Origin of the sequence: Salinivibrio sharmensis, from assembly GCF_001995985.1 — a bacterium.
Taxonomy (GTDB): Bacteria; Pseudomonadota; Gammaproteobacteria; order Enterobacterales; family Vibrionaceae; genus Salinivibrio; species Salinivibrio sharmensis.
This window is the reverse complement of the sequence record NZ_MUFC01000009.1, coordinates 59,583-77,649: the sequence shown is the minus strand read 5'-3', so window position 1 is coordinate 77,649 and position 18,067 is coordinate 59,583. Positions and strand designations below refer to the sequence as shown.

Sequence of the window (18,067 nt, the reverse complement as noted above, 5' to 3'; positions counted from 1 at the left end):
GTTCGAGCAATTTCATCAGCCTAATCCGCTGATAGACCAAGTGATAGGCAAACTGAGATATATTTCAAACAATTTTCATCGATGTCTAATATACTGTATTATTAGTAAACAAGTTATAGTGCGTTATGAAAAGACTATTACCATTAGAACCAAGTGAGATTGAAACCAGTCAAGCTCGCTTTAACACCGGTATATTGAGCATTGAAGAATGGTCGTCCATCACACAAGACGCCTACAGCAAAAACTCGCTATTGAGTTATCGCAACGACTGGCGCGTGTTTGTTACCTTCTGCCAGGAGCAAAACGTGACGCCACTCCCTTGTGCTGTCACCACACTGCGCCGCTTTGCTGAAATCACAGCAAATCGACGTAAGATTTCGGCCGTTCGTAGGATGGTTATCACCGTTGGCTTGGTTCACAAGCTTCACCAATTCAAAGACCCGAGCAAGCATCGAGAAGTGAAGTACGCAATGGCGCGTTTACTCCACGCGAAGTTACCAGAAAGCCGAGAAGCCACACCTTTTCAATCTCATCATTTGACGGCGTTAAACCAACAGCTTGCAAGTTCAAAACGATTAAAGGATATACGCGACCGTTTGGTTTGGTCTCTCTCATACGAAGGGTTATTAAAGCGAAGTGAATTAGCCGCCCTGTCGGTGGATGACCTGATCACGGCCGAGGAGCAAGCATTCATTATGGTGAAGGACCAGCGCGTGCCACTGTCTGAATCCGTCGCGAGGCTATTGATGGATTGGTTAGACAAAACAGGGATTCGTCAAGGTCCCCTACTGCGGCGAATCAACAAGCACGGCCACTTAGGAGAAGCGCCCCTTGACCCCTCATCGATTTATCGTGTCTTTCGGCGAGCCAGTACACTTTTAGACGAGTCGGTTACCTTTTCTGGTCAGTCACCCAGAGTGGGAGCAAGTCGGTCGCTCGCGAAAAAAGGCATGACGATAAAACAAATCCAACACATGGGACGTTGGAAGAGCCCAGCGATGCCCGCACAGTATGTCGGTAACACGGTGGCCAGTGAGCAAGCCAAGTCGCGTTACCGACGTAAAAAGCTGAGCGAGTAATTAGTTCACGCGTCGCCCTGTGGCATACGTGATGCACGATGCTAGGTATTCATGGAATGCCAAGCCATGGTGCTCCATCAGTTTGGGGAACATTGAAATAGGCGTCATACCAGGAAACGTATTGATTTCATTAACTAAGATGTCGTTGTCTTCCGTTAAGAAGAAATCGATACGCGACATGTCTTTTAAACGCAGTTGTTTGAACGCTTGGTGGGCATAGGTACGGATTGCCTCAACCTGATCTTCGGTCAGATCTTCCGCCTCGATGTAGGTATTGCTGTGGCTGCCATCGCTATACTTTTCTTCGAATGTGTAAAAACTCCCTTCAGGGCAGCGGATTTCCCCAGGGCGTGTCACGATTATTTCATCGCCGACTTGAAACGCTGCCACTTCTAATTCACGCGGCTTGATGGCTTTTTCGATCAATACTTGGTCTGAGAAGGTGAATGCATCGGTAATGCGTGCCTGTAACTGCTCTTCTTCTGTTACGCGGTAACAACCAACACTGGAGCCCTGACTGGCCGCCTTAACAAACACGGTTTGGTGCTCAGCAAAAAATGCTGATGCGCTCGCCTGACTGTGTTCACCTTGGTCAGTAATAAATACGTAAGGGGTGTTTGGGATCCCCAGCGCATCAAACCACAACTTGGAGGTGATCTTGTTAAAGCAAATCTGGCTTCCTTCGGCATCACACCCCAAATAGGGTAACCCTGTAATCGTGAGTAATGACTGAATATCACCTGTTTCCCCAGGGAAGCCATGTAAACAAGGAATGACATAGTGAATTTGCGTGTGTTCCACTTTACTACACAGGTTCCCGTCGGTATCAAGATGGCAGCGCATACCATCATCAAGGCGCCAACCGTCTTGGGTCATTTCAACTTTGTGTACCTTGATACGCGGTAATTTTGCCAGCTGTGACTCAATATATCGTGCAGACACGAGGGAAATATCGTGCTCTGCACCGCCACCGCCGCATAACAAAAGCAGGTTAAGTTTGGTCATTTTCTTCTCTCATCACGCGCTTACAGGCGCTATCTGGACTCTATCGCCATAGTAGACAAATGCTGACAGGCTTTCATCTATCAAACGTCGTTTATGCAGTGATTAGAAACCATTTGCTGCAGGTTTGTTCAATCTCGGCAGCCAAATTATCCAAGACAATGCGGGCGACGAACATCACTCAACAAAAAAGCTGGCATCAGCCAGCTTTTGTCCGCACCCTTTTCCCGTTTATTAATTTATACGGGTCATTTCAGGTGTGGAAGAGCGTTTAATTTTACCAATATCGCGTACAAAAGGACCATATTGCTGAATGGTTTGTGGTAGCGCTTTAATCGCACGTTTTGCAGCATCACGGCTTGGATATTCCCCGTATAACAAGGTGTACCAAGGCAAGCCATCTACCATTTTTTTGTTACTCCACAATGGCTGGTCACTGGGCAGGCGTTTAGCGTAATCACTAAACCCTCGATCATGACTCAGCGCCACCACTTGGATGGTGTAGCCAGGGCCTTGCGTCGCCGCTTTCACCGTTTGCTTTTTCGGTGCCGGCTTCGGCTCAGGCTTGGCCGTGTTCATCATTGGCTCGGCGTCTGCCGTTTGCGCGGTATCGCGTTTGTCGGTTGATTCAATCGTCTGACTGTAGATTTCAGTGGTAACGCCACCGCTACTGCACCCAGTCAACAGTATAGCGATAGCCAGTAAGCCCAATTTTTTCATTGTGATTCTGTCAGTTATCCAAGTTTGTTTCATTGTGCCCCCGACCTTATAGCCATTCAACCAAAAGTTACCCTCTCGCACGAGGTTTCCGGCTACAGCTCACAGATAGTCACGTGGAAAGACGCTTTTTAGTCTATCTCAGACTCTACTTTCTGCCATGTCGAGATCACATTGCGTTAAAAAAAACCGTTGAATTCAAGCGTGAACCGATAAACTGGCGTGTAAAGACGCTTGCGCCATTTCGCACCACAAGCAAGCACTCGTCAAACCAACGGAGGGCATCATGGCCGGTATCGATCAACTCCTCAAGCCAAAGTCCATCGCGGTGGTGGGCGCCTCTGATCACAGTGGTCGAGCAGGCTACGTTGTTACGCGTAATTTGCAATCCGGCGGCTTCCAAGGCCCTATTATGCCAGTGACACCCAAATACCAAGCGGTCGCCGGTATCTTGGCCTACAAAACAGTGGCTGATCTCCCCTTGGTGCCTGATTTAGCCATCCTCTGTACGCGTGGCGAGACCACGCCCCCTCTTATTGAGCAGCTTGGCGAGCGCGGGGTAAAGCTCGTGATTGTGTTAGCAGCGGGAATGCGGGGGCAATTAAATGCTGAGGGGGTGAGTCAGTACGACGCCATGCAACAGATTGCGGAAAAATATACCATGCGCGTTCTCGGGCCCAATAGCCTTGGCATGATCTTACCTTGGCTCAATCTCAATGCGTCGTTTGCGCCAGTACCCGCCAATAAAGGCAATATTGCGTTTGTCTCTCAATCAGCCGCGGTATGCACCACTATCCTGGATTGGGCACGCAACAAGCGCATTGGGTTTTCTACTTTTATTTCACTGGGTGAAGCAAGTGATATCGACTTTCCCGAATTACTCGACTTTCTTTGTCGCGACAGTAAAACCGATGCGATCTTGCTCTATGTTGACTCAATCCGCGACGCGCGCCGGTTTATATCAGCCGCGCGGGCCGCTGCCCGTAATCGGCGGATCCTGGTACTAAAAAGCGGCCGCACACGGGGTGGCTCGGTGGCGCTTGAACAACTCAGTCATATCAACATAGGCTTAGATGCCGCCTACGATGCGGCGATTCGTCGCTCTGGTATGCTTCGCGTTAACAATACTCATGAACTGTTTGCGGCCGTGGAAACCCTTTCTCACTCGGTACCACTTCGCGGAGAACGCCTTGCGATTATTACCAATGGGGGTGGGCCGGCGGTGATGGCTGTCGACACCCTGATGGATGCTGGCGGCAAGTTAGCGACGCTCAGCGAGCAAACGCTCGAGGCCTTACATCAAGTACTCCCCAAAAGTTGGTCGCAAACTAACCCCATTGACATTGTTGGTGACGCCGACACGCAACGGTATCAAGCAGTGATTGATATCGTGCTAAACAGTGACGATGCCGATGCCGTGCTCATCATGCACTCTCCTTCTGTCACGGCACCAGGACTGGCGACCGCTAAGGCGATAATCCATTCACTCAAAGAAAATCCACGCGCGCGACGATTTAACATACTCACCAACTGGCAAGGTGAAGGCGATGATGCCACGGTTGCGCGTCTCGCCTTTACTCACGCTGGGTTTCCGACCTATCGCACCCCCGAAAGTGCCGTCACTGCCTATATGCACCTTGTAGAATACCGGCGCAACCAAAAGCAATTGATGGAAACCCCCACCTCTACTGGGAGTATGGACTACGACTTACCCGCTGCTCGCGCGTTTATCGACCAAGCAGAAGACATTGAGCACTTAACCCTAACCACCCACGAAGTGCGTCCGTTACTCGAAGCCTATAGCATGCAGGTAATATCAACCTGGTTGGCTACCGATTCGGTCGAAGCCGCGCAAATAGCTGAACAGGTTGGCTACCCGGTAGCGGCAAAATTGCGCTCACCTGACATCCGCCATAAATCGGATGTACAAGGGGTAATGCTCAATTTACGCACTGGCGCTGAAGTTGCCAATGCCGCCCAAGCAATCTTGGATCGTGTCGCCGTGACGTTTCCAGAAGCACGTATTGAGGGCTTGTTAGTCCAATCCATGGCCTCTCGCGCTGGCGCGCAAGAATTGCGGGTGACGATCAGCAATGATCCCGTGTTTGGCACCATTATTCTGCTGGGTGAAGGGGGATCGGATTGGGATGTCACTAAAGATGCCGCGGTCGCGATCCCGCCATTGAACATGGCATTGGCGCGCTATCTCGTCATTGGTGCGATAAAAAGCGGTAAAATCAAACAACGTGGCTTTCCCATATCGATCGACATTCCCAGTTTATGCCGTTTTTTAGTGACCCTGTCACAGATGATCATCGACTGCCCGGAGATTGATGAGCTCGATATTCATCCTTTATTGGTGTCTGGCGATGAGCTCACGATTCTTGATGCTTCTTTGCGGCTACGTGATTACGCGGGCAGCCAGCAAAAACGGTTAGCGATTCGCCCTTATCCAAAAGATCTGGAGCAATCGATTAAACTGAAAAACGGCCAAACGATTTTGTTGCGCCCTATTTTGCCCGAGGACGAACCGACCCATAAAGCCTTTGTGGAAAAAGTGTCCGAAGAGGATTTGTACCGTCGCTTTTTTTCTGACGTTGGCGAGCTGAATCATGAAGCGCTGGCAAACCTGACGCAAATTGATTATGACCGTGAAATGGCGCTCGTTGCCACTTATCATCTTCCTTCAGGCCGAGAAGAAATCTGGGGAGTGGCACGTTTGCTGGCTGACCCACAAAACACCGAAGCAGAGTTCGCCGTGTTGGTGCGCTCCGATCTAAAAGGGGTTGGCTTGGGCAGTGTACTGATGCAGGCAATCATCGATTATGGTCGCCAAGCAGGGTTATCGCGGATCACCGGGATGACCATGCCTAATAACCGCGGAATGATCGCATTGGCACAAAAGTGTGGGTTTAGTATTGATGTGCAAATGGAAGATGGCATTGTCGATATGCAACTGCCTTTGCGAGCGCATCCGCCAGGTAACGATTAGGGGCGCCATAGCCGTCTTGGGCTGTGTTCATCACCGCCTCACCGGTCGCGTCTCAATGCGAGCATCGCCCCTGTATCACCTACTTGTGACCTATAGGCATGTCCCCAGCTTGCAAGTAGGGTTCAAGCAGCTTGGGAAGTTGGCGTACTAACCATGATTTAGCATTACCCATCCGGTTGCGTTTCCACGCCACCCCAAGCGTTAGCTCGAATGGTTCTCCGCCTTTCAAGCGTTTTAAACGACCTGCATTGAGATCATCTTGTATCCAAAACCAAGGCAGCGTCCCGATCCCTTGTCCGTTTAAGATCGCCGCGTATTTATCGTGCATTGAACTGACGGTGAGCCGCGGCTGGTCTTCTAACACATTAAAGGTTTTAGGTTGCATACCACGCGCAGTATCCGCCACCGCCACCCCGCGGTATTTGGCACGCACATCAGGCTCAACGGGACGCGCCTCTTTGTGAATGGGATGGTCGGGCGCGGCTACCCAATAGGCGCTCATCTCGCCCAAAGGCTGCACTTTTATACCCTGCGGCACAGTGTCGGGAATAGGTGCGACCAGTACATCAGCGCGATCTTGAGCCAGCGCTTCCCAGCATCCAGCCAAGATTTGCTCAGTCAACTTAAGGCGTGTATTGCTTTTTTTCGCCAAGCGCTCAATCAAGGGAAAAAAGAAGTGGCTTTTAAACAGGCCATCATAAGCCAAGCAAATTTCCAACTCCCACCCGTGTGCCAAGGAGGCCGCATCGGCAACCATCTCATCGGCGGCATTCAATAACATCCGTCCACGTTCAACTAATAAATGCCCCGCATCGGTAAATGTAGCGCGATGTCCGGAGCGATCAAAAATCACCAAACCCAGCTCGTCTTCTAGTTTTTGAACCTGGTAGCTTAACGATGACGGCGCACGATTCAGTGACTCAGCTGCCGCAGCAAAACTTCCTTTTCTTTCAATGGCATCCAGCACTTGTAGGGCTTCAAACGATAGCATGACTGTCTCTTGATGATCGCCCAATCGGGCTGCGTTATTAACTTTGAACACTATATCAGGGTTTCGCTCGCCACCCTATTGTAAATATACCCTAGTACCTACTTGGTTAAGTGCAATAAATCAGGCATATAGCACAAAACCACAAAGGACTTGGTTTCCTTTTTCAAGAAGGTGTCATACTGTAAAACAGAGGTGACGATGAGACTAGACCGAATTGAAATAGCAGGCTTCCGTGGTATCAATCGCCTGTCACTGCAAGTAGATGAACTGACCGTTTTAATCGGTGAAAACGCATGGGGAAAATCGTCTCTGCTTGATGCGCTAGAAATTGCATTGCACCCAAGTGGCGATAAACCCCAGTTTAAACGGTCGGACTTTCACGTTGACCATGTCTTAGGTGTCTTGCCTGAACAACAGTTTCAAATCATCCTTCGCTGGCAAGAGAGCTTTCCCGGTGAGCATAAAGCGCGCCGCTATCGTCGTTTTAAACCCGTTTGGAATGGGAACAACGCGGGGTGTCGAACCCTTGATTATTGCTTAAGCGCCACCATCCAAGAAAGTAAAGTCGCGGTACGGAGAGAATTTTTATCCTCACAAGGCGATATTATTGAGCAAGCAGACAGCGACGCGCTCGCCAGCCACCTCATGCAAATTCACCCAGTCGTTCGTGTGCGTGATGCCAGACGCATGCGCGTACCAGGGCAAGCAGTGACAAAAGATAACACCCGCCTTGAGCAGCGGCTAGACAACACCTATCGCCGCCTGTTGATGATGCCCGGCCATGTGAATAAAGGCGAGATAAAAAGTGGCCTGCATGCCATGCGTCAATTGCTCGATCACTATTTTGCCGCCTACGAGCATGACCGCGATCCTTATCCCATTCATGCCCCGGGCGCATTAGCCATCACTCATAACCAAATGCACCCGCTCGAAGCGGTGGCCGCCAATACCTCTAATCAAAGTCGGCTCGTGCTCATGGGCTTATTGAGTGCATTTGTCCGGGCGCGCGGGCCAAAACAGCTCAAACGTAATGCGCGGCCAGTGATGCTATTTGAAGATCCAGAAGGGCGACTTCATCCAACCTTATTGAATCAAGCGTGGCGCTTGATTCAGTTGATGCCAATGCAAAAGTTGCTCACCACAAACAGCGGTGATTTGCTCGCAGGCGTACAACTGGATCATATTCGCCGCCTAGTGCGGCATCCTACCGAAACCCACAGCCACCAAGTACCGTCTCATCTTCTTAGCCAGGACGAACGCCGGCGTGTCACTTTCCATGTTCGGTTTCACCGACCCAGTGCACTGTTTGCTCGCTGTTGGCTATTGGTCGAGGGTGAAACGGAGATTTGGCTGTTTAACGAGCTGGCGCGATTGCAAGGTTATGACTTAGCTGCAGAAGGTGTGCACCTGATTGAATTTGCACAAAGCGGTTTGCGACCGCTGATCAAGGCCGCCAAGGCCTTGGGCATTGAATGGCATCTGGTGGCGGATGGTGATATGGCTGGTAAGAAGTACGCCGCGACGGCGCGCGGGCAAATAGAGCATCAACCAGAGGGCGCGCGTTTAACCGTGCTGCCGGATAGAGATATTGAACACTACTTGTACAACAACGGTTATGCGCCTTTGTTTCGTGAGATGGCGGGCGTGACCAGTCAGCAGCCGCATATGAACGACAAACGTATTATCGCCAAGGCGTTAAAACGCTATGCCAAGCCTGACGCCGCGCTGGCGATAATCGCCTATACCGAGAACGAATTAAAAGCCCCGATCCCCAAATTGCTGCGCTGGATTATCCAACGCGCAATCGGTTTAGCCAGAGGGGTTGGTTAACGCCTCTGGCGCGCTCTATTCGCGAACTATTGCGCCACCCGCTCAAAGAAAAGCGTGACTTTGCCTACTTCGATTCCCCACTTGCGCATTGAGGTGACGTTAAAAAGGCGATCTTGGTCTTGGCGAAACATCCAGTCGTCGAAGTGAAGCTGATATTCGCTATCGCCGACAGGAACCACCAAATCATAGCGCCAATTAAGCGCATTACCCGCCACAATACCTGTTGCGGTTCCGACGATATCGCCAGCCGTCCCCGTGTAAGTCCCATCAGGGTGACGTTTAATCGTCCACACTCGAGTTTGTGTTTCGCCATCGGCATACACAAAGGACTCATCCAGCGTTAATGTATCCCCTTCTACCACACCTTCGATATCGACAACGAAGCGTCGGGTTTGCTCACCGGTGAAATCTTGTACCATCCCCCACGCTTTGGTTTGCCCTTCAAAGTACTCAAACAAGTTAAAATCAGGCTTCTGACCTTGGTAATCCTCAATGTCTGCCGAGCACGCTGCCAATAGCACAGCACTCACCAATACCGTTAGAATTTTGCCTATCGTCTGCGTCACTTGTCTCATGGCGTTTCTCCTAATAATGCTCGACGATGGTCTGGATAGTCAGTGTCTTCTGATAACCAGATTGCGAGAAATGCATCTGCCAACTCGATGTCCTTGACCGTCAAGGTCTCTTCCCAGTCTTTCTCTTTTGGCTGGGCGTAAAATACCCCTTTTTGTGCGTGGCGCACGAATGCCAAACGGTCACCTTCTTTAATATCCCCCCACGCTTTGTCTAGCGCTTTTTCCCAACGTGCTCGCTGAGCGCTAGGAAAGCCGAGATGCTCCCACTGATCCTGAGTCGCTTTCATCAGTCGTTGGTCACTGATATCACGCGCATAGGTAATGACTAAAGCATGAGGCGATTGCGGTTGATAGTGGCCCGATGGCGAGCGTAATGATGATTGATAAATGGTCCACCAGCCCCAGGTTAACGTTGCTTCCCCAACCTGTGGCCAGCTTTGCCATTTCATTGACGGCGACGTCGTCCCCATGGTGGCGTAAGGCGTTGCAAGAGAGAGCATTAATACAAGGTGTTTCATCCACTTTTTCATGGCTCTCTCCTTGTCGCGGCAGAACGGACATCTAATTGGTGTTGCAGCCATTGCATCAGGTTAATTAGGACGATGCTGTATACTAACCACGTCCCAATCAGCACCGCACCAGTGACCCATATTGATTGTGGGAAGCTTAATACCCCTAAACGCTCTCCTGCCCAGTAACTGCTCGCGCCTCCGAAACTGCCCAGCGCCGCCATAAACCATAATGCTCGTGCGAGGATCAGATCACGCATTAACCAGGCAAAACTGCAAAACCCTAGCCACAGTAATAGTAGCCACAGCGGCATCACAACGTACTCGGCCTCAACTGCCAACCACTGTGTGTGAAGTAATAGGCTATCTCCAATTAACCCAACAGGCGTGAGTACGGCCATTGCCCACATCACGCTGCGGTCATAAAGGATCGCGCCCAGCAACATCGCGACCATCAACCACTGAAAGCTCGGCGGACCGAGCGCCGCCGAAAACCAGTAAACATTGAACAATAAAGAAATAACGACAAAGCGCACGAATTATGCCTCTCGCCAAGCGGGGCGACTCAGGAGTAGCTGTACGGCACTGATGGTTCGTTCCTTAAAGCCTCCCTCGCAATAACAAAAGTAGTAGCGCCACAGACGTGCAAAACGTTCGTCATAGCCGTAATCACGCAGTACCTCCGTCTGCTGATTGAAGCGTGTGTGCCAGTCAGCCAGCGTTTGTGCGTAATCCAAGCCGATGTCTTTTAAGTCTCTGATCACAAAATCAGTTTGAGCGGTGAGGTGAGACAACAACACACTCACTGAAGGTAAGAATCCTCCGGGGAAAATATGCTTTTGGATAAAGTCGACGTTCCGGCTGTAGTGTTCGTAACGCTGATCAGCAATGGTGATCGCTTGGATAGCCATCAAACCATCAGGCTTAAGCAAGGCCTGACATTGACGCACAAAAGTGTCCAAGTACTCTTTCCCCACCGCTTCAATCATTTCAATCGATACCAGTTTATCGTATTCACCGGTCAGATCGCGGTAGTCTTTTTGTAGCAGCGTGATCTTATCTTCCAACCCTTCTCGCTCGACACAGGCTTTTGCCCAAGCATATTGCTCTTGTGAAATCGTGGTGGTGGTCACGCGGCAACCGTAATGCTTAGCCGCGTAGACCGCCATGCCTCCCCAGCCCGTGCCAATCTCGAGCAAATGATCGTTAGAGGTCAGCGAAAGCTGCCGGCAGAGCCGGTCCATCTTTTCCACTTGGGCCTGCTCTAGGGTCATTTCTTTGTCAGTGTAAATAGCACTGGAATACAGCATTTGCTCATCAAGAAAATGACGGTACAAGTCGTTGCCGAGGTCATAATGTGCTGCGATATTGCGGCGCGCGGTCTCTTTTTCATTGCGATTGCGCCAGTGAGCAAGCTTGTTCCCTAGTCCCACCAGCCAGCCAGTGTGCTTTTCAATTCTGTCGATAGCGGGCAGGTTGCGGGCAAAAACGCGTATCACATCCGTTAAGTTTGGAGACTCCCACCAGCCGTCGATGTAAGCCTCCGCCGCCGCGATACTGCCGCCTGTTAAAATCCTGGTGTAAAAGCGTGGGTCGTGTACCAGCACGGATGCGTGTAATTTTGCCTGTGGATCACCGCACTGCAGGGTTTGGCCCTGTTCATCCACCAATGAAATGCAGGCGTCTTTTACGTGCGCCAGCAACGTATACACCAATTGTTTCGCATAGTGCTCTTTACGTGTCAGTGTGCGTTGACTCTGAGGGACGTCCGTTGCAGACATAATTACTCCTTCTTCGCACTCGGGTGCGGATAAAACGGTGCGCCCTTTATCCAAAGTTTGAGCGCTTGCCAATAAATACCAATGAGAACTTTTACTGTCTCCATCGGCGTCCGGATCAATAACTTATTCAGTGTTTTTGATGTAAATGGGCGTCGTTGAAGCCCTAGTGTGGCGTCAAACTCTTTTTGCTGTCGATGAGCCTCAAGGTGAAGATGCACTCGCTCCCCCAAAGGGCGCAGACGCCAGTGGTAGCGTTGCTCTATCGGGTTAAAAGGCGAAACATGAAATGCTTTTTCGTGTTCATACCTTTGGCCCGCCGGCACGGCATAATAATGCCGTTCACCCCACGGGGTATTACTCACTTCGGCTAATAAGTAACGCCAGTTATGGGCTTGGTCGTATAGGTAATAGAAATTAGCTGGGCTAAAATACACGCCCAAATAGCGTAATTGGCACAGTGCGTACACTTTTCCTTCGATACGCTCTCCGGTTAATTCCTCGAGCTTGTCAAAGCACGCCGCTTTGGTATCTTTTTGACCATTGAGATAGTCGCGGTGATCGAATGCCGCTAATCCCCATTTACCCAAGCGAAAGCCCTTAACATTGAACGCCAACTGATCCAGTTCATCGAGATCAATCACGGGCATGAACACAGGGTAATTAAACGTGTGTTTTATCGGGCTAAAGCGCCGATGCCGCACTTGCCCCACATATAAGCCGCTATTCAGTGACGGTGTCGACGCACTCACGCTTTAATTCCCTCCACTACGTCAAGCGCACTGCGTACACCATCTTCGTGAAAGCCGTTGTACCAATACGCGCCGCAGAACCAACTCCGGTGCTTACCATTGACGCGGTGGCGCTGTTGTTGCGCTGCCACACTCTCGGTATTAAACACGGGGTGAGCATAGACAAATTGCTTAAGAATTTTACTCGGCTCGATCCTGTCGGTTTGATTTAGCGTCACACAAAATGTCTCAGGCGCCTGAATTGACTGCAATATATTCATATTGTAGGTCAAAGCGGCTGGTTCTGTGTCTATTTTATCTGACAACGGTAAATGATAGTTCCAACTTGCCCACGCGCCTTGACGCTTAGGCAACAGCGACGTGTCAGTGTGAAGCACGACCTCATTGTCTTGATAAGGGATCGCCCCAAGCACCTGTTGTTCCGCTTCACTGGGATCGGCCAGCATAGAGAGCGCCTGATCGCTATGACAAGCGAATATCACTTGATCAAACTGATGCTCACTCGTGTCGGTGGTGACGAACACTGCCTCCGGCGTTCGGCGCACGCTTTTTACCGGTGAGTTGAGATGAATTTTATCCTCGAAGGCAGGCGTGAGCTTTTTAACGTACTCACGTGAGCCTCCGGGGATCACATACCATTGCGGCCGATTAGTGATATCCAACAGGCCGTGATTTTGGAAAAAACGCAGAAAGAACGACAAGGGAAAACCACGCATATCCGACAAGGTGGATGACCAAATCGCCGCGCCCATGGGAAGAATATAGTTTTGACAAAAATAATCACTGAACCCATGTTGATTGAGAAAATCGCCCAGGGTGTTGAGTGCGCCTTGCCGCTCGGCCTCACCCGCGGCATGTGCTTCACGAGCGAGGCGATTGAATCGCATGATCTCCGCCAAAAAGCGGTAGAAGCGCACATTAATAACATTGCGTTTCTGCGCAAATAACGAGGACAGGCTATGCCCGTTATACTCCAGTCCATTCGCATCATTGCGAACACTAAAGCTCATTTGAGAAGGTTGGCGACCCACACCAATTTCGTTGAGTAAACGTTCATAATTCGGGTAGGTACGATCGTTAAAAACGATAAAGCCGGTATCAATCGCGTACTGTCCACTGGCGACGTCGACATCGACCGTGGCCGTATGGCCCCCCAAATAATCATTCGCTTCAAACAAGGTGATGTCATGCTGTTTATTGAGATAATGAGCACACGTCAAACCGGCAATGCCTGAGCCGATGATGGCAATTTTCATGATTTAGTTCCTTGTCATACGTCGTGCGAGGGCTCGCTGCCAGGACATAGGCAATAGCGCGAGAAACTTGAGAATAAAGGTAAATTTTCGCGGAAAATGGATTTCCGTTTTCCCTTTAGCCAACCCGTTTTGAATAGCGGCAGAGGCTTGCTCCACCGTAATGCGCATTGGCATCGAAAAGTCGTTTTGGTCGGTTAATGGTGTCTTTACAAACCCCGGTGAAATAAGTGACACCGTCACCCCTCGGTGTGCCAAGTCAGCAGATAGCGTGTTGGCGATGTAGCTGATCGCCGCCTTCGATCCTCCGTATGCCTCCGCGCGTGGCAACGGCATATAACTGGCCGACGAGCCGACAATGGCAAGGTGGGTGTTGTCAGTGAATTTTGCTTGCAACGCTTCAATACAGTTCAGTACGCCAAAAACGTTAATATCAAAAACGCGTTTAAACAGCGCCACATCGATTTCGCCATGGTCGATGTATTCACACGTTCCCGCATTTAGAATAATCAAATCGGGAAAGACGCTTAAGTTACTCAGCGCTTGATGCGTTTGTTCGCCATCTGTGGCATCAAACGCCAATGCGTCTAATGATGCGTGATCGCTAGCCATGGCGTTAAGCTTGTCTTGGTTTCGCCCACAGGCTGTCACCTGCCAACCTTGACGCGCATAGTCTCTTGCCAATTGCTCACCAATTCCCGACGTGGCGCCGGTGATCAATACGTGTTTCATTGTCCTAGCCTCGTTTTGATATGTTTGAGCAGGCGACCTATCACAGGTAGCGCTTCGTACAGCATTTCACCTAAGTCGAAGTAATCACGATGCCGAATGATTTTGCCGTCATAAAAACGTAGGTGAGAGCAGCCCTGAACTTGTCGCGTTTTCCCCCCATCCAACTTGGGGTGCGATAACATCATGGTCCAGGTCACAAAGGCATCGTCTCCGTCTACCGCGGTCGTGTGTATATGAAATTGACAATCTGTTACGTTTTCGTACAGCAGCGAAAAATACTGGATAAACGCCTCTAAGCCGGTTATCTCATGCGCTGGGTCGACAAACACAATCTTGGGGTGATAAATCGTCGCCAGTGATGACAAGTTATCTTTATTGAGCGCTTGATAGGTCGTCACAAACTGTGACACACCAGCATGGGTTGGCGAACGAGTCATGGTGTTTGCTCCTGCGGCTGATTCTTCGCCGCTTCAAAAATGGCCAGCGCCTTTTTGCGCTGAGTGGCGTGATCCACCACCGGACGCGGATAATCTAGCGCTTGGGCGTATTGATCCGCCCATTGCCAAGGCTGGTGAATATGCTTGCCCGGCACCTGTTTAAGCGCGGGGAGCCAGCGACGAATAAAGCGCCCATCACTATCAAACCGCTCTCCCTGTGTGGTCGGATTAAAGATCCGAAAGTAAGGTTGAGCATCGGTCCCTACCGACGCAGACCATTGCCAGCCCCCGTTGTTAGAGGCAAAATCGCCATCAATCAGCTTGGACATAAAGTAGTCTTCTCCCCAGCGCCAATCGATAAGCAGATCTTTAGTCAAAAAGCTGGCCACAATCATTCTCAATCGGTTATGCATCCAGCCTGTTTGATTAAGCTGGTGCATCGCGGCATCAACAATGGGAAAACCGGTTTTTCCCGTCTTCCAAGCCTCAAACAAGGAAGGGTCGTTATCCCATACCACTGATTCGCCCCAAGCTATAAAGCTATACTTTTTGCTGATTGCCGGATTTTGTGCACTCACTTCCTGATAGAAATCACGCCAAATAAGTTCCGAAAGCCAGGTAGCTGCCCCTGTATCGGGCTCGCGCCAATCGGCTTGCTCTTCTTGTAAACGCGCCAAGCATTGACGTGGAGATAACGCGCCAATGGCCAAATAAGGAGAAAGCTGACTGGTGGCATCAACCGCGGGAAAGTCACGCTGTCTTTTATAATCAGCCACTTGCTCGCGGCAGTAACGACGCATGTGCTCGAGGATCCCTGTCTCATCGGTCGCCCAGTCCGAGACATCCTCAGTCGGATAATCAAAGTGAATCGGTTTTAGCTGTGAAAAGATCGTGTCGATAGCCGCGTTTGTCTCGCGTTTGGATGGTTTTTGGCAGGGTGAAACATCCATGCCGTCTAAAGCACGTAGACAGGCTTTTTTGAAGGGCGTGAACACCTTATACGGTTCGCCTTTTCCCGATTTTATGGTGCCTGGTGCAAACAAATTGCGGTCATCATAGGCATACCATGCGATGCCTTTGTTTGCTAACGCTGCGCACACTTGTTCATCACGTTTGCTTTCATTAAGTTCATATTCCTTGTTAGCAAACACCGCTGTTGCACCAATGCGGTGGGCATAATCCGCCACTTTTTCCGCCGATTGAGGAAAATCAGCTGCACGCTCAACCACTAAGGGAATATTTCGCGCACTAAGCTCTTCACGTAACGCCTCTAGCCGAGCTTTGATAAGGCCCGCTTGTTTGGGGGCAAGCTGGTGTGACGCCCACTGTTCCGGTGTCTCAACAAATATCCCGACCACGGGATCGGACGCGTCGCTGGCTGCGCTCAACGCTCGGTTATCCAGCCCACGTAAATCGCGCCGAAACCAGACTAGATGCATAACGTTTTGTTCTCCTTAAGTTCTTCGAGCTCATCACCGTGTACGGAGCAGATAAAAGCTTGGCTCACAACGTCAATGTCATTTTGAGCAAGACAAAGGCGTACTTGATTGATTTGGGCGCGATCGAGACGACGATTAGCCATCAAGGCCAATGTTGTCACCCCCTGCTCGCGCATCACCTCAACGACCAAATTCAATTGTTGATGCGGACTGGACAATATTGTGACACTGTAACCCTTATCGTTGAGTGCCATCGCCATAAGCACGCGTTGGTATTCATTGGTGACAGTTAATGAGACAAGCCAGCATCGAGACTGGGCATGTCGTTTGGCATTTGCCGCCAGCGCCGTTCGGCATCGCTCAATCACAGCGCTATGCCACAGATCGCGCTGTAATAAACGAACCGCTTCCTCCTCGTCACCTAACCATTGGTCGACCGGTGTAAAGGCATGTTCAACTAACCAATAAAAGGGATACTCTTTTAAAATCATGTCTAGGACTTTCCCGAGCCGTTTGACTGAGAATGTATGAATACAGTCAATCAGTTCACGTGCCACGCTGTCGTCTTCCGTGTCGGCCGCCGTAGGACTGTGAGCAAGCAGAGGTTTAACCTTGCTGATCGGCACCCCCTTATCTAACCACTGGAGAATATGAGCGATAGTCTCTACATCTTCCTGGCGATAAAGCCGGTGCCCTTTTGCCGTTCTCTCCGGTGAAAGCAATCCATAGCGCCGTTGCCATGCGCGCAGCGTGACAGGGTTAACACCTGTCTGCTCAGCCACTTGGCTGATAGTCAGAGTGTGAGGTGTCTTATAGGCCATAGCGAAGCCTCAGCGCATCAGGATAAGGCTTGAGATAAGCTTGGTTAGCTAAGTACTCATCGGGGTGATTATGAAGATGATGCGAAATCAACGTCAGCGGTGCTAATAAAGGCATGGTGCCCTGACGATACGCATGGATAAGATTCGCTAACTCAGCTTTCTGATGTTTATCGAGGTTGTTTTTAAAATAGCCTTGCAGGTGCATTAACACGTTGGTGTGTTTTTTACGCGTCGCACGAATGGCAATGGCTTGCATAAACGCGGTGCGGTACTGCTCGAAAAAGCGATCCAGATCGTAATGGCCAATGTTGGCCATAAATCGCCCAAGTTCACGGTATTTTTCGGGCGAATGCGCCATCAGTACCAACTTATAGCGTGAGTGGAAATCAACGAGGGCTTTCTTAGTCACCCCTTGCTCGACACTCTTGTAAAGATCATCAAGCGCAAACAGCCGAAAAACAAAGTTCTCTTTGAGAATAGGATCGTTAAGCCGGCCATCTTCTTCAACAGGCAACCAAGGCATGCGCGCCATCAGTGCCTGAGTGTAAAGCCCTACCCCGGAAATATCTGAGGCGTAACCATTCTCGCGGTAGACTTTTACCCGCTCCATGCCACAAGTCGGTGACTTGGCACAGACTATATAGCCACGCAGTGCTTTGTGCGCCAGCTCTTCCGCTTTTTGCTCACTGAACGCCTGCATTTTGTCCGTGTAGTCTTTTTGTTGATCTTTGGTTTCGACTAACCTGACCGACAAATCTCCTTTGTCGACCAAGCGAATGGCGGGGCGCGGCACTGGGAGCCCAATTCCGACTTCGGGGCACACTGGCACAAAATCTACATACGGTGCCAACTCTTTGGTGACAAATGGGCTACGTTTATGACCACTGTCAAATCGCACTTTTTCGCCAATAACACAGGCGCTAACACCTACAGGGAATGACATGTCTCACCTCTACACTGACCGCGCAGCATTTGCTACGGAGTTGTACATTTATAATATGTTGTACAACTAAGCGTAGAAGATAGATCAAAATTGTACAAAAAAAATTAYTTGTACAAGTAAGGACCATGTCGTGTCCACGTCAGCCACTGGGTTAACGCCCAGATTTTGTTGGCAGCAAGCTGACGACCACTGTCTCAGTATTGATACGCGCAATCAC

Annotated in this window: 17 protein-coding genes; 3 read left to right on the top strand and 14 right to left on the bottom strand. The window is 50.3% G+C overall.

Features of this window, described 5'->3' with window-relative positions:
• The first annotated feature begins 125 nt into the window (after nt 1-125).
• Entirely contained in the window at nt 126-1,079 is a 954-nt protein-coding gene (locus BZG74_RS10105) for a tyrosine-type recombinase/integrase (RefSeq protein ID WP_077772476.1), read from the top strand.
• Here the strand turns inward: BZG74_RS10105 and BZG74_RS10100 are convergent, their stop codons facing one another.
• Entirely contained in the window at nt 1,080-2,084 is a 1,005-nt protein-coding gene (locus BZG74_RS10100; RefSeq protein WP_077772475.1) for a D-alanine--D-alanine ligase, read from the bottom strand.
• Nucleotides 2,085-2,315: 231 nt separating this feature from the next.
• Nucleotides 2,316-2,801, bottom strand: a complete 486-nt coding sequence (locus BZG74_RS10095) for an SPOR domain-containing protein (protein ID WP_167369487.1) — start codon at nt 2,799-2,801, stop codon at nt 2,316-2,318.
• Nucleotides 2,802-3,084: 283 nt separating this feature from the next.
• Here BZG74_RS10095 and BZG74_RS10090 point away from each other — a divergent pair, with 283 nt between their 5' ends.
• Entirely contained in the window at nt 3,085-5,790 is a 2,706-nt protein-coding gene (locus tag BZG74_RS10090) for a bifunctional acetate--CoA ligase family protein/GNAT family N-acetyltransferase (RefSeq protein ID WP_077772474.1), read from the top strand.
• A 79-nt stretch (nt 5,791-5,869) separates the two neighbouring features.
• On the opposite strand, the gene BZG74_RS10085 is transcribed toward BZG74_RS10090, so the two are convergent.
• Nucleotides 5,870-6,781, bottom strand: coding sequence for a LysR family transcriptional regulator (locus tag BZG74_RS10085; protein ID WP_077772473.1), 912 nt, complete (start codon nt 6,779-6,781; stop codon nt 5,870-5,872).
• A gap of 198 nt (nt 6,782-6,979) precedes the next feature.
• Between BZG74_RS10085 and BZG74_RS10080 the strand changes: the two genes are divergently transcribed.
• Nucleotides 6,980-8,611, top strand: a complete 1,632-nt coding sequence (locus tag BZG74_RS10080) for a DUF2813 domain-containing protein (RefSeq protein WP_077772472.1) — start codon at nt 6,980-6,982, stop codon at nt 8,609-8,611.
• 26 nt (nt 8,612-8,637) lie between these two features.
• Here BZG74_RS10080 and BZG74_RS10075 read toward each other — a convergent pair whose 3' ends face one another.
• From BZG74_RS10075 to BZG74_RS10025, 11 genes are read right to left on the bottom strand one after another with little or no spacing between them, the layout of a single operon-like run.
• Entirely contained in the window at nt 8,638-9,186 is a 549-nt protein-coding gene (locus tag BZG74_RS10075) for a DUF3833 domain-containing protein (protein WP_101494694.1), read from the bottom strand.
• Nucleotides 9,183-9,716, bottom strand: coding sequence for a chalcone isomerase family protein (locus BZG74_RS10070; protein WP_235605743.1), 534 nt, complete (start codon nt 9,714-9,716; stop codon nt 9,183-9,185). The genes BZG74_RS10075 and BZG74_RS10070 overlap by 4 nt, the downstream gene beginning before the upstream one ends.
• Nucleotides 9,713-10,231, bottom strand: coding sequence for a DUF2878 family protein (locus tag BZG74_RS10065; protein WP_077772471.1), 519 nt, complete (start codon nt 10,229-10,231; stop codon nt 9,713-9,715). The genes BZG74_RS10070 and BZG74_RS10065 overlap by 4 nt, the downstream gene beginning before the upstream one ends.
• 3 nt (nt 10,232-10,234) lie before the next feature.
• Nucleotides 10,235-11,476, bottom strand: a complete 1,242-nt coding sequence (locus BZG74_RS10060) for an SAM-dependent methyltransferase (RefSeq protein ID WP_077772470.1) — start codon at nt 11,474-11,476, stop codon at nt 10,235-10,237.
• Nucleotides 11,477-11,478: 2 nt separating this feature from the next.
• Nucleotides 11,479-12,225: a DUF1365 domain-containing protein gene (locus BZG74_RS10055; protein WP_235605742.1), complete on the bottom strand. Its 747-nt coding sequence runs from the start codon at nt 12,223-12,225 to the stop codon at nt 11,479-11,481.
• On the bottom strand, nt 12,222-13,481 hold the full coding sequence (locus BZG74_RS10050) for an NAD(P)/FAD-dependent oxidoreductase (protein ID WP_077772469.1): 1,260 nt from the start codon (nt 13,479-13,481) through the stop codon (nt 12,222-12,224). Before BZG74_RS10050 ends, BZG74_RS10055 begins: the two co-directional genes overlap by 4 nt.
• 3 nt (nt 13,482-13,484) lie before the next feature.
• Complete coding sequence (locus tag BZG74_RS10045) at nt 13,485-14,210, bottom strand: SDR family NAD(P)-dependent oxidoreductase (protein ID WP_077772468.1); 726 nt, start codon at nt 14,208-14,210, stop codon at nt 13,485-13,487.
• Nucleotides 14,207-14,647: a nuclear transport factor 2 family protein gene (locus BZG74_RS10040; protein ID WP_077772467.1), complete on the bottom strand. Its 441-nt coding sequence runs from the start codon at nt 14,645-14,647 to the stop codon at nt 14,207-14,209. Before BZG74_RS10040 ends, BZG74_RS10045 begins: the two co-directional genes overlap by 4 nt.
• The gene (gene phrB / locus BZG74_RS10035; RefSeq protein ID WP_077772466.1) at nt 14,644-16,086 is read right to left on the bottom strand and encodes a deoxyribodipyrimidine photo-lyase; all 1,443 of its coding nucleotides are present in this window, start codon (nt 16,084-16,086) and stop codon (nt 14,644-14,646) included. The genes BZG74_RS10040 and phrB overlap by 4 nt, the downstream gene beginning before the upstream one ends.
• The gene (locus tag BZG74_RS10030; RefSeq protein ID WP_077772465.1) at nt 16,077-16,907 is read right to left on the bottom strand and encodes a MerR family transcriptional regulator; all 831 of its coding nucleotides are present in this window, start codon (nt 16,905-16,907) and stop codon (nt 16,077-16,079) included. The genes phrB and BZG74_RS10030 overlap by 10 nt, the downstream gene beginning before the upstream one ends.
• A complete protein-coding gene (locus BZG74_RS10025; protein ID WP_077772464.1) occupies nt 16,897-17,850 on the bottom strand; it encodes a YbgA family protein in 954 nt (317 codons plus the stop codon). The genes BZG74_RS10030 and BZG74_RS10025 overlap by 11 nt, the downstream gene beginning before the upstream one ends.
• Nucleotides 17,851-18,067 lie beyond the last annotated feature (217 nt).